Origin of the sequence: Frederiksenia canicola (assembly GCF_011455495.1) — a bacterium.
GTDB lineage: Bacteria > Pseudomonadota > Gammaproteobacteria > Enterobacterales > Pasteurellaceae > Frederiksenia > Frederiksenia canicola.
Genome location: NZ_CP015029.1, coordinates 1,900,136 through 1,922,024 on the forward strand (window position 1 = coordinate 1,900,136; position 21,889 = coordinate 1,922,024).

The 21,889-nt window shown below is 42.3% G+C and carries 20 protein-coding genes and 1 tRNA gene; 8 read left to right on the forward strand and 13 right to left on the reverse strand.

Annotated elements, in window-relative coordinates:
- Positions 1-10: 10 nt before the first annotated feature.
- On the forward strand, positions 11-1,498 hold the full coding sequence (locus A4G17_RS09075) for a helicase HerA-like C-terminal domain-containing protein (RefSeq protein WP_123955907.1): 1,488 nt from the start codon (positions 11-13) through the stop codon (positions 1,496-1,498).
- Positions 1,499-1,582: 84 nt separating this feature from the next.
- Here the strand turns inward: A4G17_RS09075 and serS are convergent, their stop codons facing one another.
- The 3 genes from serS to A4G17_RS09090 form a co-directional block, all read right to left on the reverse strand.
- Entirely contained in the window at positions 1,583-2,887 is a 1,305-nt protein-coding gene (serS, locus tag A4G17_RS09080) for a serine--tRNA ligase (protein WP_123955906.1), read from the reverse strand.
- Between the two features lie 56 nt (positions 2,888-2,943).
- Positions 2,944-3,423 (reverse strand): SsrA-binding protein SmpB, encoded by a 480-nt coding sequence (gene smpB, locus A4G17_RS09085; protein WP_236941048.1) that lies wholly within the window; start codon positions 3,421-3,423, stop codon positions 2,944-2,946.
- A 119-nt stretch (positions 3,424-3,542) separates the two neighbouring features.
- On the reverse strand, positions 3,543-4,949 hold the full coding sequence (locus A4G17_RS09090) for a YcjX family GTP-binding protein (protein WP_123955904.1): 1,407 nt from the start codon (positions 4,947-4,949) through the stop codon (positions 3,543-3,545).
- 101 nt (positions 4,950-5,050) lie between these two features.
- On the opposite strand from A4G17_RS09090, the gene A4G17_RS09095 reads away from it, so the two are divergent.
- On the forward strand, positions 5,051-5,893 hold the full coding sequence (locus tag A4G17_RS09095) for a CYTH domain-containing protein (protein ID WP_123955903.1): 843 nt from the start codon (positions 5,051-5,053) through the stop codon (positions 5,891-5,893).
- Positions 5,894-5,925: 32 nt separating this feature from the next.
- Here A4G17_RS09095 and A4G17_RS09100 read toward each other — a convergent pair whose 3' ends face one another.
- From A4G17_RS09100 to A4G17_RS09115, 4 genes are read right to left on the reverse strand one after another with little or no spacing between them, the layout of a single operon-like run.
- The gene (locus tag A4G17_RS09100) at positions 5,926-6,420 is read right to left on the reverse strand and encodes a pseudouridine synthase (protein ID WP_123955902.1); all 495 of its coding nucleotides are present in this window, start codon (positions 6,418-6,420) and stop codon (positions 5,926-5,928) included.
- Positions 6,417-6,578, reverse strand: coding sequence for a YoaH family protein (locus A4G17_RS09105; protein WP_123955901.1), 162 nt, complete (start codon positions 6,576-6,578; stop codon positions 6,417-6,419). The genes A4G17_RS09100 and A4G17_RS09105 overlap by 4 nt, the downstream gene beginning before the upstream one ends.
- A gap of 17 nt (positions 6,579-6,595) precedes the next feature.
- Positions 6,596-7,324 (reverse strand): tRNA pseudouridine(65) synthase TruC, encoded by a 729-nt coding sequence (truC, locus tag A4G17_RS09110; protein WP_123956683.1) that lies wholly within the window; start codon positions 7,322-7,324, stop codon positions 6,596-6,598.
- Positions 7,325-7,355: 31 nt separating this feature from the next.
- Positions 7,356-7,670 carry a YqcC family protein gene (locus tag A4G17_RS09115; RefSeq protein ID WP_123955900.1) on the reverse strand — a complete coding sequence of 105 codons (315 nt, stop codon included), beginning with the start codon at positions 7,668-7,670 and terminating at the stop codon, positions 7,356-7,358.
- A gap of 250 nt (positions 7,671-7,920) precedes the next feature.
- Here A4G17_RS09115 and metN point away from each other — a divergent pair, with 250 nt between their 5' ends.
- The 5 genes from metN to metQ all read left to right on the forward strand — a co-directional run bounded on the left by metN (position 7,921) and on the right by metQ (position 12,384).
- Complete coding sequence (metN, locus tag A4G17_RS09120; protein WP_123956681.1) at positions 7,921-8,955, forward strand: methionine ABC transporter ATP-binding protein MetN; 1,035 nt, start codon at positions 7,921-7,923, stop codon at positions 8,953-8,955.
- Positions 8,945-9,622 (forward strand): methionine ABC transporter permease, encoded by a 678-nt coding sequence (locus tag A4G17_RS09125; RefSeq protein ID WP_123955899.1) that lies wholly within the window; start codon positions 8,945-8,947, stop codon positions 9,620-9,622. Before metN ends, A4G17_RS09125 begins: the two co-directional genes overlap by 11 nt.
- 94 nt (positions 9,623-9,716) lie before the next feature.
- The gene (locus tag A4G17_RS09130) at positions 9,717-10,508 is read left to right on the forward strand and encodes a MetQ/NlpA family lipoprotein (protein WP_123955898.1); all 792 of its coding nucleotides are present in this window, start codon (positions 9,717-9,719) and stop codon (positions 10,506-10,508) included.
- Between the two features lie 160 nt (positions 10,509-10,668).
- Entirely contained in the window at positions 10,669-11,481 is an 813-nt protein-coding gene (locus A4G17_RS09135) for a MetQ/NlpA family ABC transporter substrate-binding protein (RefSeq protein ID WP_123955897.1), read from the forward strand.
- 111 nt (positions 11,482-11,592) lie between these two features.
- On the forward strand, positions 11,593-12,384 hold the full coding sequence (gene metQ / locus A4G17_RS09140; RefSeq protein ID WP_123955896.1) for a methionine ABC transporter substrate-binding lipoprotein MetQ: 792 nt from the start codon (positions 11,593-11,595) through the stop codon (positions 12,382-12,384).
- 527 nt (positions 12,385-12,911) lie between these two features.
- Here metQ and A4G17_RS09145 read toward each other — a convergent pair.
- The 5 genes from A4G17_RS09145 to hflD form a co-directional block, all read right to left on the reverse strand.
- Positions 12,912-12,997, reverse strand: a tRNA-Leu gene (locus A4G17_RS09145).
- A gap of 99 nt (positions 12,998-13,096) precedes the next feature.
- On the reverse strand, positions 13,097-13,969 hold the full coding sequence (gene ubiA / locus A4G17_RS09150) for a 4-hydroxybenzoate octaprenyltransferase (RefSeq protein ID WP_123955895.1): 873 nt from the start codon (positions 13,967-13,969) through the stop codon (positions 13,097-13,099).
- Positions 13,966-14,733, reverse strand: coding sequence for a DeoR/GlpR family transcriptional regulator (locus A4G17_RS09155; RefSeq protein ID WP_123955894.1), 768 nt, complete (start codon positions 14,731-14,733; stop codon positions 13,966-13,968). Before A4G17_RS09155 ends, ubiA begins: the two co-directional genes overlap by 4 nt.
- A gap of 177 nt (positions 14,734-14,910) precedes the next feature.
- Complete coding sequence (gene purB, locus A4G17_RS09160) at positions 14,911-16,278, reverse strand: adenylosuccinate lyase (RefSeq protein WP_123955893.1); 1,368 nt, start codon at positions 16,276-16,278, stop codon at positions 14,911-14,913.
- A gap of 15 nt (positions 16,279-16,293) precedes the next feature.
- Positions 16,294-16,923: a high frequency lysogenization protein HflD gene (gene hflD, locus A4G17_RS09165; RefSeq protein ID WP_123955892.1), complete on the reverse strand. Its 630-nt coding sequence runs from the start codon at positions 16,921-16,923 to the stop codon at positions 16,294-16,296.
- Positions 16,924-17,151: 228 nt separating this feature from the next.
- Here hflD and lon point away from each other — a divergent pair, with 228 nt between their 5' ends.
- Complete coding sequence (gene lon, locus A4G17_RS09170; protein ID WP_123955891.1) at positions 17,152-19,551, forward strand: endopeptidase La; 2,400 nt, start codon at positions 17,152-17,154, stop codon at positions 19,549-19,551.
- A 128-nt stretch (positions 19,552-19,679) separates the two neighbouring features.
- On the opposite strand, the gene A4G17_RS09175 is transcribed toward lon, so the two are convergent.
- Positions 19,680-21,731, reverse strand: coding sequence for a TonB-dependent siderophore receptor (locus tag A4G17_RS09175; protein ID WP_123955890.1), 2,052 nt, complete (start codon positions 21,729-21,731; stop codon positions 19,680-19,682).
- Positions 21,732-21,889: the final 158 nt, after the last annotated feature.

Consider the following 21,889-nt stretch of genomic DNA (forward strand, 5'->3'; position numbering starts at 1 on the left):
GGAGAAATAGATGCAATATACTATCGCACAATCAAAAGAAGGCATTCCACTTTCACTCGTTTCCCGAATGGCAAACCGTCACGGCTTGATTGCTGGAGCAACGGGTACAGGGAAAACAGTCACATTACGTAAACTTGCCGAAGCATTTAGCCAAGATGGCGTGCCTGTGTTTTTGGTCGATGTCAAAGGCGATCTCTCTGGCTTGGTCCAAGCGGGGAGTTTTCAAGGCAAAATTGCTGAACGTATCGAGCAGTTCCAACTCGGCGGCGAAAGCTATTTAGCAGGTTTTCCCGTCTCATTTTGGGACGTATTCGGTGAAACAGGCATTCCATTACGCACAACCATTTCTGAAATGGGGCCGATGCTACTCGCCCGTTTGCTCAATTTGAACGATACCCAAGAAGGCTTACTCAATTTAGTTTTCCGTGTTGCTGATGATAAAGGTTTATTGCTCATCGACTTAAAAGATTTACGGGCAATGCTGAAATTTGTGGCGGAAAATGCGAAACAATTTCAAATAGAATATGGCAATGTCTCCGCTGCCAGTGTTGGGGCAATTCAACGTGCATTGCTGGCACTCGAAAACGAAGGTGCAACGCATTTATTTGGAGAGCCTGCTTTAGATTTACACGACTGGATGCAAACTCGAGACGGACGTGGCGTGATCAATGTCTTAAATTCCGAAAGACTAATTAACTCACCACGAATGTATGGGGCATTTTTACTTTGGTTTATGGCAGAATTATTTGAGCAATTGCCAGAAGTGGGCGATCCTGATAAACCAAAATTTGTGCTGTTCTTCGATGAAGCTCACTTGATGTTTGATGGTGCCCCCAAAGTGTTGGTGGATAAAATCGAACAAGTCGTGCGTTTGATCCGTTCTAAAGGTGTGGGGGTTTATTTTGTCACACAAAATCCGCTTGATCTCCCTGAAAGCGTACTTGGTCAGTTAGGCAATCGGGTGCAACACGCACTGCGTGCCTTTACACCAAAAGATCAAAAAGCGGTGAAAGCGGCGGCGGAAACGTTCCGAGCAAATCCTAAAGTCAATGTGGTGGAAGCGATCACTCAACTTGGCGTGGGTGAAGCATTAGTGTCGGTGCTGGACGAAAAAGGAATGCCAACGCCAGTAGAAATCGCTTATATCTACCCGCCAAAAAGCCAGCTCAAACCGATTTCGGCACAGGAACGTTTAGATTTTGTAAAACAAGATGATCTCTATTTGCATTACAGCCAGTTTGTGGATAATGAGTCGGCATTTGAAACGTTAAATGCGCAAACTCAAGCGGTACAACAAGCCGAACAAAATGCAAAAGCGGAAGAAGATAGTTTCCTAGGTGGTATGCTTGGCAGTATTTTTGGCACTAAAAAGAAAAGCCAGCAATCCGTTGCTGAACAGTTGGTGGGTAGCGTAGCACAATCCGTTGGTAGAAACTTGCGTAACCAGGTCACCAAGCAAATTATGCGTGGGATTTTAGGGGCGATTAGCCGAAAATAAATCGCTTACCGCAATTCACAAAAAATTAAGGGAAAGTGACCGCTTGTCACCTTCCCTTTATCTTTCTCATTCAGAGAGTATCCATTATTTAATAACGTCTAACCCGGCCATATACGGCTTTAACACTTCTGGCACCGTGATTGAACCGTCGGCATTTTGGTAGTTTTCAAGCACGGCAACGAGAGTACGACCAACCGCCAAGCCTGAGCCGTTTAAAGTATGAACGAGACGAGTTTTCTTGTCGCCTTTGGCTTTGCAGCGGGCAGCCATACGGCGAGCTTGGAAATCCCACATATTTGAACAAGAGGAAATTTCACGGTAAGTGTTTTGGGCAGGTAGCCACACTTCTAAATCGTAGGTTTTCGCTGAACCAAAGCCCATATCGCCAGAACAGAGCAACATTTTGCGGTATGGCAAGCCAAGTAATTGCAACACTTTTTCTGCATGGCCTGTGAGTTCCTCCAACGCCTCCATTGATTTTTCAGGCGCAACGACTTGCACCATTTCGACTTTATCAAACTGATGCATACGAATTAAACCACGGGTATCACGCCCGTAAGAACCCGCTTCTGAACGGAAGCAAGGGGTGTGAGCTGTGAATTTCAACGGTAGACTTTCTTCGTCTAAAATTTCATCACGTACTAAATTAGTGACAGGCACTTCCGCTGTTGGGATCAATGCATATGGTTTTTGTACAGCATTTGGATCTTGTCCCTCTAGCGGTTGAGTATGGAATAGATCTTCCCCAAATTTTGGCAGCTGACCTGTACCAAAAAGCGTGTCGTGATTCACCAAATACGGTACATACGTTTCCATATAGCCGTGCTGTTCGGTATGTAAATCCAACATAAATTGCGATAACGCACGATGCAAGCGAGCGATTTTGTCTTTCATCACGACAAAGCGACTGCCAGTTAATTTCACGCCCGCAGGGAAATCTAAGCCCGCTAGATTTTCGCCTAAAGTCACGTGATCTTTCACCTCAAAATCAAACTGGCGTGGTGTACCCCAGCGAGAAACTTCCACATTTTCGCTGTCATCTTTACCCACTGGCACTTCATCTGCAGGCAAATTTGGCACAGAAAGCAATAGCTCACGCATTTCATTTTGCACTTTGTCTAACTCGGCTTTGGCTAAATCCAACGCATTGCCCATTGAATCTACTTCCGCTAATAATGCAGAAATATCTTCACCTCGAGCTTTTGCTGCCCCGATATTTTTCGAGCGAGTGTTGCGTTCTGCTTGCAACGTTTCGGTTTTGACTTGCAACGCTTTACGCTGCTCTTCCAATGCTGCCACACGGGCAACGTCCAATTCAAATTTACGTTTGGTTCTTAAAATCTCAGCCACTTCCGCCAAGTTTGTTCGTAATAGGTTTTGATCGATCATTTCAACTATCCTTTCTATTTTAAATTTGCAAAATTTTTATAACATCAGACCGCTTGTTAGCGATTTGTATGTTTCATTATGCGTTGTTTTGCGACTTGCCATTCGCGATCTTTGATGTCTTCACGTTTATCGTGCAGTTTTTTCCCTTTCGCTAAACCGATTTTGACTTTAGCCCATGCATTTTTCCAGTAGAGGGATAACGCTACTACCGTAAAGCCATCTCGGTTTACTTTACCAAATAAGGAATCCAACTCTCGCTTATTTAACAATAACTTACGCGTACGAGTTGGGTCGGTCACAATATGGGTGGATGCCACATTCAGCGGGGTAATCATCGCCCCAAACAGATAGGCTTCTCCGTTGCGGAAAATCACATAGCTATCGCCAATGTTCGCTTTGCCCGCACGCAAGGCTTTTACTTCCCAGCCTTGCAGCTCAAGCCCAGCCTCAATTTCATCTTCAATAAAATAGTCGTGGCGAGCCCGTTTATTTAACGCAATCGTATTGCTCGCTACTTTCGGTTTTTTGCTCATAATGTGAATTTGTTACTCAAAAATGGTCGAATTGTACCTGAAATCACGGAAAGTTTGAACGGACAAGCGGTCAGATCCACAGGATATTTTGCAAAAAACTGTCTAAAAAGCACCGCTTTCGACTAATCTAACATATCCGCCAACAAAAACTGCAGAACTGCATCCATTCGTAAATGTGGGATCGGTTGATCGAAATCGATCCGTTTCGGTTCAAACTGGTCGAAATCAAAGCGGTTGTATTGCCAATAATTCGCATCAGGTAAACGGCTTGGCACACTGCCAGGATAAAGAGTTACTCGTTTTTTATCGCTAGAGCGTATGCCTTGAATTGCCTTGAAAGATTGGCCATTTTGAGTCGCAATAACAGAATCAGTTGCTCGTACCGAGGCGATCGCTTTGTAATCCGTTTGAATCCCGTCAAATTCTGCATGCCGTCCACCTTCTTGCACGAGTTGTTTCATCAGACTCTCTAAATTCGGCACCTGATCGCTCGTGATATGATCGGCTTTTGTAGCAACAAAAAGTAATTTGTCGATATTCGATGAAAACAAGCGGCGAAATAGCGATCGGTTGCCATAGTGAAAGTGTTTAAAAAGTTGTTGCAAGCCAATTTTCATTTCAATAAAAGCTTGTTGGCTGTGATTAAGTGGTGTGAGACAGTCCGCCAAAATCACTTGGCGATCGAACTGCGAAAAATAATCTTCATAGAATGGCTTAACGATTTTTTGTTGGTAGTGCTGATAGCGTTTTTTCAAGGTGTGAAAAATACTGTGACTTGGGCCTTTTTCAAGCTGTTCCCAGTCACTTTCCGCTAAATCAAGTAGCGGGAAAAATTGATATACGGGTGCCCCTCGATCGTGGTTTGGTAACACAAATCGCCCCGGTTGGATATATTGCATTCCTTCAGTTTTGCATTCGAGCAAGTAAGCGGTGTAATCTTCGCTGAGTTTGGCAAGCTGGTTTTCGTCCGCTTTGGCAGTGAGATCGAGCTGCTTTACCTGCGTTTGCCAATGTTCCGCCAATTCTGCCCGCTTGCCTTTGTGTACGACTTGCTGTGCTTGCGACCATGCTTTAAACGACTGAGAAAGTAGCGGCAAATCTAATAACCATTCCCCCGGATAATCAAAAATATCAAGGTAAAGTGTTGCGGTTTCTTTTAAATGACGTAACAGGCTATTACGGCGTTGATAGCGGATGGCCAAGCGAATTTCGCTGATCCCCGTTGTCGATGGCGACCAAACGGGTGGCTCTGCTTCAAAACCTTGGCGGTTTTTGTCGTATTCAAAGCGGGGAATGGTCAAATCATGCTGCTCCACTCTTTTCACTGATAAAATTTGCCCATTACGAGCAGGTAAAAAAAGCGATAAATGCGAGTTATCTTGTTGATTAATATGTAGAAGCTGATCCACAAAGCTGGTAATAAACGCGGTTTTCCCGCTACGGCTCAGCCCTGTTACCGCAAGGCGAAGATGGTTATCTAATCCACGTTGTACAAATTTATGTAATTGGTTTTGGATTTGTGTGAACATAGTGAGTTTGACCTAATAAACAATTCTTTCTAAAATATAACACATAGCCTATCTACTCGATAGGCTTTTTTATTAGGCTTGAATAGTGAGAAAAATAGATAATGGAAAACGAAATTGAATTAAAAATAATGTTATTACCTGAAAATATTACATTATTAACAGACTACTTTAATCAACAAACGATTTTACATTCTGAGATAACTCATTTAGGTAACACTTATTATGATTCAAATGATCTCTATTTTGCTAAAAACAAAATGGGATTACGAGTAAGAACAAAAAATAATAAATACGAAATCACGTTGAAAATGAAAGGCGATATCGTTGGTGGGCTGCATATTCGCCCTGAATATAATTTAGCATTAGACACTCATCAACTGGATTTCAAGCGGCTAGTTTCTCATTATAATTTGCAATTAGAAGATAATTCTATTTTAGACAAGCAACTATTACCAACCTTTAGTACGGATTTTACTCGCACACAATGGCTGATTCGTTTTCAACAATCGGAAATTGAAATTGCATTGGATCAAGGTTTAATTAAAAATTTACAAGGCGAAGAAGCTATTTGCGAAGTGGAATTTGAATTAAAGCAGGGAAACTTAGCGGATTTATTTGATCTGTTATTGGCAATGCCAAAAGCAGACGGAATGTGGTTAAGTAGTTTAAGTAAGGCACAGCGTGGATACTTGGTTGGTAACACAGAAAAAATGGCAAAAGAAATGACTAAACTGACCGCTTGTCAGCCTGAATTAACCGATATTGAAAAATATCAGCTTACCCAACAAGTGGCTGATTTTATCAGACTAACACAAGATAGCTCGCTGATTGATTATTACCAATACCTAACTCAAACAAAATTAGCACATATTGATTATTTAACAAGTCAACATTATCTTCAGCAAAATATGTTACTTATTAAAAAGTATTATGCGAAATCCTAATAAAATATAAAGGCGTTTTAACGCCTTTATGTTTATTTAATCACCTCAAATGTCTGTGCGGGGAAATTAATACCGTTAACTTTTATCGAAAGAGTATATTTACCAACTGGATCTTTTTGATCAAATTTCCAACATCTTTGAATAAATTGATCATTCTGGCTCGGTAAATCAATTGAAATCGTATGGTTTTTTCCATTTTTTGAGACCTTTCTTGAACCATTTGGATCAGAAAAATTTGCTTTTTTAGGGGAAGAAAATACTTCAGTTATTTGATTACTGGGTGAAAATGGCATATTGAATACGATCCAACATAAATTATGCCCGCTATTTTTTATTGAATATTTTTTATCTTGAATTTCATTCAATGTGCCATCGCTAATGTCAACTACTGCCAATTTTAATATAGGTGGATAATCTTTAGGTAAATTGGCCATTTGTTGTTCGGCAACAATCGGAATAATCACGACTTCTTGTGCAAATGAGAAAGCTGAGATCACACTTAAAAATAACGCGATGATTTTCTTCATTCCATTTTCTCCGTTTTCATTTGATGCTGTTCTCGCAAAGCTTGGGCGACAATGGCAATTGCTTCGCCACTGCTCACGCCCTGCTGCATAAGCTGTTGAATTTGCTCCACGGCTTGCTGTTGTTGCTCGTGGCTTAAAGAAAGTAAGCTATTATCCATTTTGCGTTTCCATTAGTCTAATCAAATTGCGGAAAATTCCAGCCAAATTGCGAAAAAAGTTGCTGCCACTGGGTATCCAGCGGAGCATTTATGCTGATTTTTTGCAACGTTTTTGGATGGGTAAATTGTAGTTGGTTTGAGTGTAAAAACAACCGCTCGCAACCAGTATTTGCCGTCAAAGCCCGATTTTGATGCAAATCACCATAATGAGTATCGCCAATAATAGGGTGAAATAGGTGTTTGAGGTGGCGGCGAAGTTGGTGCTTACGCCCTGTTTTGGGAAAGAGCTGCACCAACGAATAGCGGGCGGTGGCGAATTTACCCGCAGGATAAGGCATTTCAACCGTTGCTAATGATCGATAATCTGTAACGGCTTGCTGTGCTTCCTTTTCTTGCGAAAACTTATCAGCGATTTTATCTAACTGCACTTTCAGCGGATAGTCGATCCGATCTTCGCCCAGCAGGTAGCCTCGCACCACCGCCAAATAGCTTTTTTCGATCTGATGCTGTTCAAATTGTTGGCTCATCATGCGAGCCATTTCGCTATTCAAGGCAAACAGCAACACACCAGAAGTCGGGCGGTCCAAGCGATGAATCGGGAAAACGCGCTGCCCGAGCTGATCTCGTAAGGTTTGCATCGCAAACAAGGTTTCGTGTTTGTCGAGCCAACTCCGATGCACCAACATTCCCGCAGGTTTATTGATCGCCACCAGTTCATTATCTTGATACAAAATATCCAATATCATTTGCAAAATTTTCCCCGAAACTGACCGCTTGTTAGTCCGCTTTCAGCAGTCTTTCGAGCTTCAAGAGCGGTAAATGCAGCGCTTCTAAGTGCGTTTCGTTTTGTACTGCTTCTTCCAAATAGGGGGTAATCGCAAAATTGCGGGGGATCTCTGCATTGGCATCAAGCAGTGCATTCATTCGCGGAATAAAAATCCATTGTAGCCATTGGGTTGGCGACAAGGTGCTAACGCAAAATGGCTCATCGCTCGCCAAGGCCTCTTCTGAGGGTGGCGTTTCTTCCCAAAGTGAATGCAATCGCATGGCAATTTGTAGATCGTTTAAGTGTTGACGAATTTCAGTTTTCATTTTCTCTCCAAATGATAAATCTGTGCAAAATCGTAAAAATAATTGACGTAATATGGGGTGAGATTTTGCAAAATCAAGGCATTTGAGATTTGCAAAATGGTTTGAAAATCTCACCGCTTGTCGTTGTGGTGGACGAAATCACTACGTTATGCGATTTAATTATAAAAAAATCGACAGAGTGAATTGACATATAGCAATCTAGACGTCTAAAATGCCAAACATTATTTTTTATGAAGGTGTGGATAAAACGATGATTGAGCTGAAACAGATCAGCAAACAGTTTGAGGTCAAAGGGCAGAAAATTACAGCACTCGACAATGTGAACCTTGAGGTGCCAAAAGGCACGATTTATGGGGTGATCGGCTCATCCGGTGCAGGTAAAAGTACCCTGATCCGCTGTGTGAATTTGCTTGAACGCCCAACAATGGGTCAAGTGATTGTCGATGGACAAGACTTAACCGCAATGTCAGAAAAAGAGCTGATTTTAGCTCGCCGCAACATTGCGATGATTTTCCAACATTTTAATTTGCTTTCTTCCCGTACGGTATTTGACAACGTGGCATTACCGTTGGAGTTAAGCCATACCGATAAACAGACGATTGAGAAAAAAGTCAGTGAGTTGCTGGAATTAGTAGGCTTAGCAGATAAACGTGATGTGTATCCTAGCAATTTATCAGGCGGTCAGAAACAGCGTGTTGCGATTGCTCGTGCTTTAGCAAGCGATCCGCATGTTTTATTATGCGATGAAGCAACCAGTGCTCTCGATCCAGCAACAACACAGTCGATCCTGCAATTACTCAAAGAGATCAACCAGCGTTTAGGGCTAACGATCTTATTGATCACGCACGAAATGGACGTGGTAAAACGCATTTGTGATCGTGTAGCGGTGATTGACCAAGGTCGCTTAGTTGAAAGCGGCTCGGTCAGTGAAATTTTCTCCAATCCCAAAACGGAACTCGCACAACGCTTTATTCAATCGACTTTCCATTTTGAATTGCCCGCAGAATATACCGAGCAGCTTTCGCCAACCCCAACGCCAAACGGCAAACCCATTATTAAATTTGAGTTTACGGGGCGTTCTGTGGATGCACCGCTTCTCTCACACGCCTCGAAAAAGTTCGGCATTGATTTCAGTATTTTAATGTCGCAAATCGATTATGCAGGCGGAGTAAAATTTGGTTTTGTGATCGCCGAAGTGGAAGGCGAAGCAGACAAAATCAATGAAGCGAAATTCTATTTAATTGATAATAATGTGAAAGTTGAGGTGCTTGGCTATGTGGACTGATTTTTTAAACGAACTTACCCCGAAAATGTGGGAATTGGTTGCAATGTCCACGTTAGAAACACTTTATATGGGCTTTGTAGCCACGTTATTAGCCGTGGTGATCGGTCTCCCGATCGGCTTTGTGGCATTTCTAACTGGCAAGGGGGAAATCCTTGAGCACAAAGCTTTACACCAAGTGCTTGATGTTATTATCAACATCGGGCGTTCTGTGCCATTTATCATTTTACTTGTGGTCTTGCTGCCATTTACTCGTTTAATCGTAGGCACAACGCTCGGAACAACAGCGGCAATTGTGCCATTGAGTGTTTCCGCTATTCCATTCTTCGCCCGTTTAACTGCTAACGCATTGCTTGAAATCCCAAGCGGCTTAACTGAAGCGGCAAAATCAATGGGCGCAAATAACTGGCAGGTGGTCACGAAATTCTATCTACCTGAATCGCTACCGATTTTAATCAACGGCATTACGCTCACCTTAGTGGCGTTGATCGGCTACTCCGCAATGGCAGGTGCTGTTGGTGGCGGTGGCTTGGGTAACTTAGCGATCAGCTACGGTGAACATCGTAATATGGTCTATGTAAAATGGATCGCCACCATTATTATCGTGGCAATCGTGATGGTCAGCCAAAAAATTGGCGATAACTTGGCGAAGAAATACGATCATCGTTAAATCCGCAACCTCCCTTTTTCAAAAGGGGGGAATACAAGCGGTCAGTTTGAATAAAAATTTTGCAAATCAACACAACATCAAACAGGAGTTTCCTATGTTAAACAAATTCTTAAAAACCGCATTAGTTTCCGCTTTAGCCTTCAGCGGCACAGCATTCGCCAAAGACAAAATCACCGTTGGCGTGATGTCTGGTCCTGAACACGTTGTGGCGGAAGTTGCTGCGAAAATCGCAAAAGAAAAATACGATTTAGATGTCGAATTTGTGCTTTTCAACGACTATGCGTTACCAAACACGGCAACCAGCAAAGGCGATTTAGATGCCAACGCCTTCCAACACAAGCCGTATTTAGACAAAGACTCTGCTACCAAAAAGTTAGATAACTTAGTGATTGTTGGTAATACTTTCGTTTATCCCCTTGCAGGCTACTCAAAAAAAATTAAATCAATCGATGCATTAAAAAATGGTGCCGTTGTTGCGGTGCCAAATGATCCAAGTAACTTAGCTCGTGCTTTAATTTTGCTTGAAAAACAAGGCTTAATTAAACTCAAAGATAGCACCAACTTATTCTCAACGTCTCTCGATATCGTTGAAAATCCGAAAAACTTGAAAATTCAAGAAGTGGATACTTCGGTGGCAGCGAAAGCGTTAGATGACGTGGATTTAGCCGTCGTGAATAATACCTATGCAGGGCAAGTGGGACTAAACACCACGGATCACAGTGTATTTGTTGAAAGCAAAGATTCACCATATGTGAACATTATCGTTGCTCGCACCAACAATAAAGATAGTGATGCCGTGAAAAACTTCGTAAAAGCCTACCAAACAGAAGAAGTGTTCCAAGAAGCCCAAAAACACTTCAAAGATGGCGTGGTAAAAGGGTGGTAGAAATCAATTTGTGGGTGGGTTTGCCCCACCATTTGCAAAATTCTTTGAGAATCTAACCGCTTGTTATTTTTGGTGGGGCAAGCCCCCCCTACTTAGCTTATAAAATCAATCTCACGGGCTGACACATAGGTCTGCCCCTATATCTGATAAGGAAAACACAATGAACTTCAAAAAACTACTCGGAACGCTTTTAGTTTCAACCCTTGTGCTCACTGGCTGTAAAGAAGAGAAAAAAGCCGAAGTAGCCCCTGCACAACCATTAAAAATCGGTGTAATGACAGGCCCTGAAGCCCAAATGACCGAAGTTGCGGTGAAAATCGCTAAAGAAAAATATGGGTTGGACGTGCAATTAGTACAATTCACCGAATACACCCAACCGAATGCTGCATTACACGCCAAAGATTTAGACGCAAATGCGTTCCAAACTGTGCCATATTTAGAGCAAGAGAGCAAAGATCGTGGCTATAAAATGGCGATCATCGGCAATACATTCATTTGGCCAATTGCGGGGTATTCTAAAAAAATCAAAACGTTAGATGAATTAAAAGACGGTGCGATTGTGTCAATTCCAAATAACCCAAGTAACACAGGCCGAGCCTTGTTATTATTGCAAGCAAACGGCGTGATCAAACTGAAAGATCCAACAAACTTATTTTCGACTGAAAACGACATTGTAGATAACCCGAAAAATATCCAAATCAAACAAATTGATACGGCATTATTAACCCGCTCGTTAGACGATGTCGATCTTTCAATCATCAACAACACTTACGCTGGCCAAGCAGGTTTAAGCCCTGAAAAAGATGGCGTGATTGTGGAATCAAAAGAATCACCGTATGTGAACTTAGTGGTAAGCCGTGAAGACAATAAAGACGACCCTCGATTACAAACTTTCGTTAAAGCATTCCAAACAGATGAAGTGTATCAAGAAGCGTTGAAATTATTTAACAATGGCGTGGTGAAAGGTTGGTAGATCCCGATTTGTAGGTAGGACCTCCCCATTTGCAAATTTCTCCTAAAATCTAACCGCTTGTTATCTTTTGGGTGGGTCAAAAGACCCACCCTAATTATGAGGAACCTTAAAATGAACTTTAAAAAATTACTTGGATTAGCGGCACTTTCTAGCTTGGTATTGACCGCTTGTAACGATAAAGCCGAAAAACTCAAAGTGGGCGTAATTTCAGGCCCTGAACACGAAGTGATGGAAGTTGCAGCGAAAGTCGCGAAAGAAAAATACAATCGTGATATCGAGTTAGTGATTTTCACCGACTACGCTACGCCAAACGAAGCCTTAAACAAAGGCGATTTAGACGTAAATGCATTCCAACACAAGCCGTATTTAGATAAACAGATCGCCGATAAAGGCTATAAACTCACACCCGTTGGCAATACCTTTGTTTACCCCATCGCTGCGTATTCGAAAAAAATCAAATCGATCACTGAATTAAAAGACGGCGATAAGATTGCCGTGCCAAATGATCCAACTAACTTAGGTCGCTCATTGATTTTATTGGAAAAACAAGGGCTTATCAAATTAAAAGACAGCAACAACTTGCTTTCAACCCGTGTAGATATTGTTGAAAATCCAAAAAATTTGGACATTCAAGAAATTGAGGCTCCGCTATTACCACGTACGCTGGACGATGTGGCATTTTCTATCATCAACACCACTTACGCAGGTCAAATCGGTTTAAGCCCAAATAAAGATGGCATGTTTGTAGAAGGCAAAGAGTCGCCTTATGTAAACTTAATTGTTGCTCGTGTGGATAACAAAGACAAAGAAATCGTAAAAGATTTCGTTAAAGCCTACCAATCAGACGAAGTGTTCAACAAAGCCAACGAAGTCTTTAAAGGCGGTATGGTGAAAGGTTGGTAATTAACAAGTAACCCATTGATTTTAAATAACTTGAAGGATAAAGAAATATCATCAGGCTTTACTTTTCAAAAAGAATCTAAAAATTTTTTGATTTTTAATGAACTTTTTATATAAGAGAAAGTCTGATTATTCGCTAAATGCTTGAATTCAGATAGCAAGTTTTTTTCATTTCCTTAGGTAAGACCTCCTCCCGATATCATATCCCTTTTGGTATCGGGTTTTTTTTATGCTTTTTGTTCTATTTCGCTTAAAAATCAAACTGTTAGTTAGCACAATCCTTATTATCTCACCATGTTGTATTACTATTTCATTACACACTTGATAGCGTTTAACTGCCATTTAATTCACGCCCAAAGCATCTCTTGATACATAAAAAATGCTTTTCCATACACATCCAGTGGACAAAATTCTTGAATAGATACAATAGAAAAAGATAAGATAGATCAAGTAAAAGGATTGAAGTTCTTGTCATTATTAGGTCTTATAGGAAATTTTTGAGAGATTATGATAAGGTAAGAAAGGATAGTTGGTGCCAGTGGTCGGACTCGAACCGACACGGTTATTCACCGGCGGATTTTGAATCCGCTACGTCTACCAATTTCGTCACACTGGCTTTTAGAAAGTAACAAAACGTGCAAGATTATAGAAATCTTCTTTTATTTATGCAAGCGGAAAATCGGGAAAAAGTTCCGCTTGCATTTATTTTCGGCAATTAGCTCAAATAAATGCCAACCAAAACCGCAATGAACACTCCCATTCCCACATAATGATTGTTAAGAAAAGCATTGAAACAGGCTTCTCGCTCACGTTGCTTGGTCAGTTTGCATTGATAAATAAATAACACTGCAGTGATGGCTAACGCAATAAAATAAAGCACTCCAAACTGCTGCACATAGCCAAATAGGCTCAAGAAAACTAATGCGAGAAATTGCAGCAAGGCAATGATTTTATTGTCATATTGAGCGAATAAAATCGCAGTGGATTTCACGCCAATGCGTAAATCATCATCACGATCAACCATCGCATATTGCGTGTCGTAGGCAACAGTCCAAAGCAAATTTGCAATGAATAAAAGCCAGCACGAAAGTGGCAAACTTTCGCTTACTGCCCCGAATGCCATCGGGATTGACCAACCAAACGCCACACCGAGTACCAGCTGCGGCAAATGGGTGTAGCGTTTCATAAAAGGGTATGCCATCGCCAATCCAACCGCAATAAACGACAACCCGATAGTGTAGCGGTTCAGCATCAGTACTAGTAAAAAAGCGATGGCAATCAACACGCCAAATAGCACTTTCGCCTCCATTTCAGTCGCCCTGCCCGTTGCAAGCGGTCGATTTTGAGTGCGTTTTACTTTGCCGTCAAAATGGCGGTCGGCATAATCGTTAATCACGCACCCTGCCGCTCGCATCACGACCACGCCAGCAATGAAAATCGCTAAAATCGGCAATGGTGGTATGCCGTTTGCAGCAGTAAACAACGCCCAGAGGGTTGGCCACAACAACAGCAACGTGCCGATGGGTTTATCCAACCGCATCAGCTGCATATAGGCAAGCCATTTGTCTTGGGTAAAATGAGATTTCATTCGTCTTCGTTGCAGATATAAATCGCCACATCGCTATGGCTGAGATAAAGCTGTAATTCTGATGGCAATGGTTTATCGGTGAATAAGTAATTGATTTCTTTGAGTTCACCGAGTCGCACGATCGCATTACGAGTGAATTTGGAATGATCGGTCACAAGCACGATATTGCGGGCATTTCGCATTAACGCCCGTTTCACTTGTACTTCGTGATAATCGTAATCCATCATCGAGCCATCACGTTCCACCGCACTAATGCCCAAAATACAGTAATCCAGGCGGAACTGGTTGATAAAATTGACGGTTGCTTCGCCGATAATACCCCCGTCTGCCCGTAATTCACCGCCTGCGATGGTGACGTGGCAATCTTCTTTTTGCAGCAAAATATGTGCTGCATTGAGATTGTTCGTCACCACCCGTAAATCTTTGTGGGAAAGCAGCGAATACGCTACGGCCTCAGGTGTCGTACCAATATCAATAAACAGCGATGCTCCATTCGGAATCATCTTCGCGACCGCCCTGCCGATACGGCTTTTTTGTTCGGAAAAGAAAAATTTGCGATCGGAATAGTCGCTATTTTCTGTTGTCGATGGCGATGCTGCCCCACCATGATGACGGCGGATCAAATTATTCTCCGCCAATTCATTCAAATCTCGGCGAATTGTTTGTGAACTGACGTCCAGCTCTGCCACCAGCTGCTCCGTGCTGACATAGCCAAGCTGATTGACCAATTCAATAATTCTGTTATGTCGAAAGGTTTGTTTCATAGTTTCTCGTTTTGCAAAACTTTTCCGAAAAGTGACCGCTTGCAAGCGGTCACTTTTGAGTAAAATTTTGCAATCATTTAGTTTGTCATATTTTATGGAGACCTAACCGCTTATGATGTTCGTCCATCTTATCGTAGGGGCGGTTCTTAACCCGCCCGTATGAATAGCAAAAATCGCTTATAGCTTCTCAACAAGCTCTACTGCATAGCCAATATAACTTGCTGGTGTCATCTGTTTTAAGCGTTCTTTTTCATGGGCTGGCAAGTCCAAGCCGTCAATAAATTGACGCATTGCATTACCATCCACACGTTTGCCGCGGGTGAGTTCTTTGAGTTTCTCGTATGGTTTTTCAATCCCATAACGACGCATTACCGTTTGAATTGGCTCGGCAAGCACCTCCCAGTTTTGATCGAGTTCATCACGCAAATGTGATTCGTTCACTTCCAATTTGCTGATGCCTTTAAGCGTTGCAGCGTAAGCGATCAACGCATAACCCAAACCAACACCTAAGTTACGCAATACCGTTGAATCAGTTAAATCACGTTGCCAACGAGAAATTGGCAATTTCGCTCCAAGATGAGACATCACCGCATTCGCCAAGCCTAAGTTGCCTTCGGAGTTTTCAAAGTCGATTGGATTCACTTTGTGCGGCATTGTGCTTGAGCCGATTTCGCCTGCAACGGTGCGTTGTTTAAAATGATTTAAAGCGATGTAGCCCCACATATCTCGGTCAAAGTCAATCACAATGGTATTGAAACGTGCGACACAATCAAAAAATTCGGCAATGTAATCATGTGGCTCAATTTGGGTGGTGTACGGGTTCCACGTTACACCAAGGCTTTCGATAAACTCTTGACTGAAAGTGTGCCAGTCAATTTCTGGATAAGCAGAAAGGTGAGCATTGTAGTTGCCGACTGCCCCGTTGATTTTGGCTAAAATCTCTAAATTTTCGAGCTGTCTATATTGACGTTGCAAGCGGTATGCCACGTTTGCCATCTCTTTACCGATGGTGGTTGGGCTGGCGGGCTGACCATGGGTGCGAGAAAGTAACGGAATAGATTTGTAACGCTCCGCCAATGCTTTCACCGCATCGATCACGTTTTTCCATTCTGGCAATAGCACCTCTTCTTTGGCAGTTTTGAGCATTAACGCGTGCGACGTGTTGTTGATGTCTTCAGACGTACAAGCGAAATGGATAAATTCGCTTACTTTCGCCAGCTCTGGCAATGCTTTGCTTTTCTCTTTTAAGAAATACTCCACGGCTTTCACATCGTGATTGGTCGTGCGTTCAATCGTTTTAATTCGCTCGGCATCTGCTAAAGAAAAATTCGCCACAATACTATCGAGGTAATCGTTTGCTTCTTTTGACAATGCGGAAACCTCTTGAATCTGTGCGTGAGAAGCCAATTTTTGTAGCCAACGCACTTCAACCGTCACACGAAATTTCAACAAGCCAAATTCGCTGAAAATCGGACGTAAAGCCGCTGCTTTGTCTTGATAACGACCATCGATCGGGGACAATGCCGTTAAAGCATTTAATTGCATAGAAATGTTCTCCAGTTATAACGAGGAATATAAAGATTGTGTTGCATTCAGAATTTTGCGACGAGAGAAGAAAAACTGCCAACGGCTCCCACCCACTTGTTGCCATAAAATGCCCGCCCGAATACCGGCGAGCAAGGTAGCACGAATACGGTTTTGAATATCCGTGCGAGAAAGCACATCACGATCGCCAATCACTTGAATACGCGAACCCAGCGGGCTGATGATGTCACTATAAATCGCTGCCATATTGGCAATCATCTGTTCATGTAAAATATCGCCTTCATAAAGCGACAGTTGGCGTTCAAGCTGTTGTAAACGTTGTGCCAATTGGCTTTTAGCTTGCGGATTTTTATCCAGTTTTTGGCTTAGGGCTAACACACCGATCCAATATCGACCGATTTCCGCATCCAATGGTCCTTGCTGTGAACTCAGCTGTGCTTGAACCGTTTCTAACCCCAGTTTGAGATTGGTAAGTTGATGGCCAAAAACCGCTAAAGTAGATTCTGGCTGCATCACCAATAAACTCTGTAAGCTATGGCGAAGGCTGTCACGATCTGCCACACCACCATGTGCAAATTTCTGCACTAAATTCGCTGCTTGGCACACGCCTGCCAACGCAATGGAAATATCCTGATAATTCGCCATTTTCTCTCAAATTCATTCAAAAAATTGGGGATGAATATACCATTTTTTGGGGGATTGTTGAAATACAAGCGGTCAGATTTCACAGATTTTTTGCAAATTTGTGAATAACACACTCACTCTCAACAACCTTAGGGATTTTTCTCATCCATCCCTTGCATTTCACAATTCCGCCCCCATAATGGGCGAATTACATTTTTCGAACAGTTTTAGCAAATAGAGAGCAAGAAAATGGCAAGAAAGAAAAAACCGATTGAATTACCATTATTACCGCTACGTGATGTGGTAGTGTTTCCATTTATGGCGATGCCGTTGTTTGTTGGGCGAGACAAATCAATCCAAGCCCTTAGAGCGGCAATGGAAACCAACAAACAACTGTTTCTAGTTACCCAAAAAGATCCAAATAACGAAGATCCCACCACAGAAGATATTTATGATGTCGGCGTAATGGCGAACATCATTCAAATGTTGAACCTGCCTGATGGCACGGTAAAAGTACTGGTTGAAGGGCAAGTTCGCGGCAAAATTGAACACATTCGCGACGATGAAAACGGCTTCTGGGCGGGTGTTACGCCGTTAATTTCTGAATATGAAGAAAACGATGAACTAAAAGCCATTGCCAAAACCACTCTCAGCGAATTTGAAAATTACCTAAAAAGCAATAAAAAAATCCCTGCGGAAATTTTGCCAAAATTGCAAAAAATCACGCTAGAAGATCGCTTGGCAGACACCATGGCTGCGAATTTAGTTGCCCCCGTGAAACAAAAGCAAGCATTGCTTGAAGAAGTGAATTTGGTAGCCCGTTTTGAAGCCTTGTTAGTGGCAATGGCGACCGAAATGGATACGCTCGAAATGGAAAGTCGTATTCGCAATCGCGTTAAGCAGCAGATGGAAAAAAATCAGCGGGATTACTATCTGAATGAGCAGATCAAGGCGATCCGCAAAGAGCTCGGTGGTGAAGAAGAACAAGAGCAGTCGGAACTCGACAAACTCAAAGCGAAGATTGAAGAGGCAAAATTGCCAACGGAAGTGAAAGAGAAAGTCGATAATGAGTTCAACAAACTCAAAGCAATGCCACAAAGTTCGTCTGAAGCAACCGTGGTGCGTGGCTATATCGACTGGATTTTGCAAATGCCGTGGCACAAGCGGTCAGTTGTGAAGAAAGATTTGCAAAAAGCCCAAGCCGTGTTGGATAAAGATCACTACGGCTTAGAGCGAGTTAAAGAACGCATTTTAGAATACCTTGCGGTGCAAAGCCGTTTGAACAAACTCAAAGGCCCAATTCTCTGTTTGGTCGGTCCACCAGGGGTGGGAAAAACGTCTCTTGGTCAGTCGATCGCCAACGCCACAGGACGTAAATATGTACGAATGGCGTTAGGTGGCGTGCGTGATGAAGCGGAAATTCGCGGTCATCGCCGCACTTACATCGGTTCAATGCCAGGTCAGTTAATGATGAAAATGGCAAAAGTGGGCGTGCGTAACCCGCTGTTCTTGCTTGATGAAATCGACAAAATGGCACAGGATATGCGTGGCGATCCTGCCTCTGCGTTGTTGGAAGTACTTGATCCTGAACAGAATAAAGCGTTTAACGACCACTACTTAGAAGTGGATTACGATTTGTCCGATGTGATGTTCGTGGCAACGTCTAACTCAATGCATATTCCACCTGCGTTGCTCGATCGTATGGAAGTCATCCGCCTTTCTGGCTATACCGAAGACGAGAAAATGCACATTGCTAAAGAGCATTTAATCGCCAAACAAAAAGAGAATAATGGCATCAAAGACAATGAATTAACCATCGAAGATAGTGCCATTTTAGGCATTATCCGCTACTACACTCGTGAAGCAGGCGTGCGGAATTTAGAGCGTGAAATCGCTAAAATCTGTCGTAAAGCGGTCAAAGCGTTGGTAATGGATAAAAAATTGAAATCCGTTACCGTCAGCCAAGACAATCTGAAAGATTACTTAGGCGTACAACGTTTCGACTATGGCAAAATGGACAGCAAAAACCGCATTGGTGAAGTCACTGGCTTGGCGTGGACGGAAGTTGGCGGGGACTTGCTTACCATTGAAACCGCATCGGTGGTGGGTAAAGGCAAATTCTCCTACACTGGCTCGCTCGGCGATGTGATGAAAGAGTCAATCCAAGCGGCAATGATGGTTGTGCGAGCTAGAGCAGAAAAACTGGGCATCGCCAGCGATTTCCACGAAAAACGCGATATTCATGTTCACGTGCCCGAAGGGGCAACACCAAAAGATGGTCCAAGTGCGGGGATCGCAATGTGTACTGCTCTCGTTTCAAGCCTAACTGGCAACCCTGTGCGGGCCGATGTGGCGATGACGGGCGAAATCACCTTACGTGGTAAAGTATTGCCAATTGGCGGTTTGAAAGAGAAATTGTTAGCTGCACATCGTGGTGGGATTAAAACCGTGATTATTCCGAAAGAGAACGAAAAAGATCTCGAAGAAATCCCAGACAATGCGAAAGCCGCTCTAGCAATTCACCCTGTCGAAACCATTGATGAAGTGTTAGCAATTGCGTTGGAAAACCACCCAGAAGGCGTTGAAGTTATTCCAACGGCAGCGAAAGGTATTAAGGTGAAAAAACCGAAAGCCTCTTCCCTTCAATAATACAATCCAATAAGACCGTTTGGCTGAGCAATACAAGCGGTCACTTCCAACAGATTTTTTGCAAAAAAAATAGCGATTGGCATTTACCAATCGCTATTTGCATTTTATCGTTCTAATCTAACCGCTTGTTAGAACGTGTAGTTCACATTCACTCGGAAATCACGACCTACGCCTGGTAAGGTTGTACCACGTTGGCTGTGTGGATAATAGAATTTATTAAATGCATTGTTCAACGCAAAGTTCACATTTAAGTTTTCCTGTTTAAGCGGTTTCCAGTTGAGGTGGAAATCGTGAACAATATAGCTATCACGACTTACTGCTGAACCACCAACAACCACAGCAATATTATTAACATCCTGCACATAACGCCCTTTCCAGCCTAATTCTAAGCTTGGGTTATCAAAGCGATAGGCTAATCCTGCTGTCCAAGTACGACCTGCTTGTACTGCAAACTCAGGGTTTACACTCTTGTCAGCCGTATTTAAATAGAATCTTGGTTTGCTATATGCAACACCTAAACGAGCGGTTAAGCCTTCATAGTTATAAGAAGTATTTAACTCATAACCATGATTCTTTGAATAGCCGTTATTGACAGCAATACCACTTCCCCGAATTGGTTTACCTTGTGCATTATGCTTCAGTTGTGGGCTAACAATTAAATCATCAACTTTCTGCCAGAAGTAACCAGCATCAAATGAGAATCCACCATTTTTATAGCTAAAGCCAATTTCCGTATTACGTGCCTGCTCTGCTTTAATCGTTGGGGAGATAGATACTTTTCGATCTTCAAGTCCTACCATTAAAGCATCATGTAAACGAGGGCTACGTGACGCATAGTTATGGTTTGCACTAAAGCTAAGTTCTGGCGTTGCTTGATAAATTAAACCAACACTTGGATTTAATTTTGATCCCGATGCCTGTACACCATCACTTGCTTTGTAATTAAAGTGATCATAACGTAGACCTGTAGTTAAGGTGAAATCACTGATACCACTAATAGCTTCTACATAAACTCCAGTATCAGTTTTTTCAGGATTATGTTTAAAGAATGTTCCAGTAATAGCTCCAGGCTTCACTTCTTGGTTACGATAATTCAAACCATATTTGACTAATACATTCTCACCAATGTAAGAATCAAGATTAACGTTAGCCCCTTTTGTTTCAATTACTGTCGTTGTTGGGCCATCTACATTGCCACAATAACCACAATCTTTATCATTAGCTGAATAACGCTTATTCTTCATCAAATACGCATTCGCTGTTAGTTCACTGACAAAACCTAAATTTTTACCCGTATATTCAAGGTTCGTATTGCTTAAAGTTGTTTCACGATAAGTAGGTGCTTGAGATCCTTTTCCTTGTAATTTAAGGCTATCTCTTGGTGCATTAGCATCTGAAAATGCAATAAACTCCTCTCGCACTACCCTTACACCACGATGCTGATCTTGTAAGTGACTTAATACAATACGGTGATCACCGAAAGTTGCCCCTAATTTTGCCATATAGTTACGCTTATCTAATGCGCTATAAGGTACTTTGCTATCACCATTTAAACCATTTTGATAGCGTTTACCCGCTTTGTAATTGTCTTCATCATTACGATTGAAAGAAAGTAACGCATCAAAATTGCCTGCTTTACCGAATACGCTTGCACCGTAAGAATGACCATCATTACTTGCATAGCCACCGTTTACCTTGAAACCAAAATCACGATCACTGCCTTTCAATAAATCTAAGGCATCCACAGTTTTCGCTACAATCGCACCATTAGTAGCACCAATGCCCGCACTGGCAGAACCAGCACCTTTTTGGACAGAAACGCTTTTCAGCAATGATGGATCGATGATGAAACGACCTTGGTGATATAAAATTTGGCTATCCGAAGAAGCACCATCCACTTTAATATCTACCGAGTTTTGGCCCATCCCACGAATGGTTAGGAACTGAGATGTACCATTACCACCACCAAACTCAATCGATGGTTCTGCTTGGAATAGACCACGCAAATCCGTTTCAGTACTGCGGTTGCGTTGCTCTAGGGTAATCACATCTGTCGCATATTTAGTACCTGAATGGGCGGTAACTTCCACCACATCTAAGGTTGCAGATTGATTCGCATAAAGACTAGAAGAGGCTGCGACTAAAATTGCGGCAGTCAGCTTATTTTTATTGAAGTGCATAATTGCTCCATTTGGGGTTATATTTACGCTATGAAAAAAAACGCCATGAAGTATATATAAGCAATAAATAAGAATCAATATCATTTTCTTTTGATTTGCAAAAAATTCTGCAAATCTACCCGCTTGCAATTCAAAAAGTCCCAGTTTTACGCTATTCT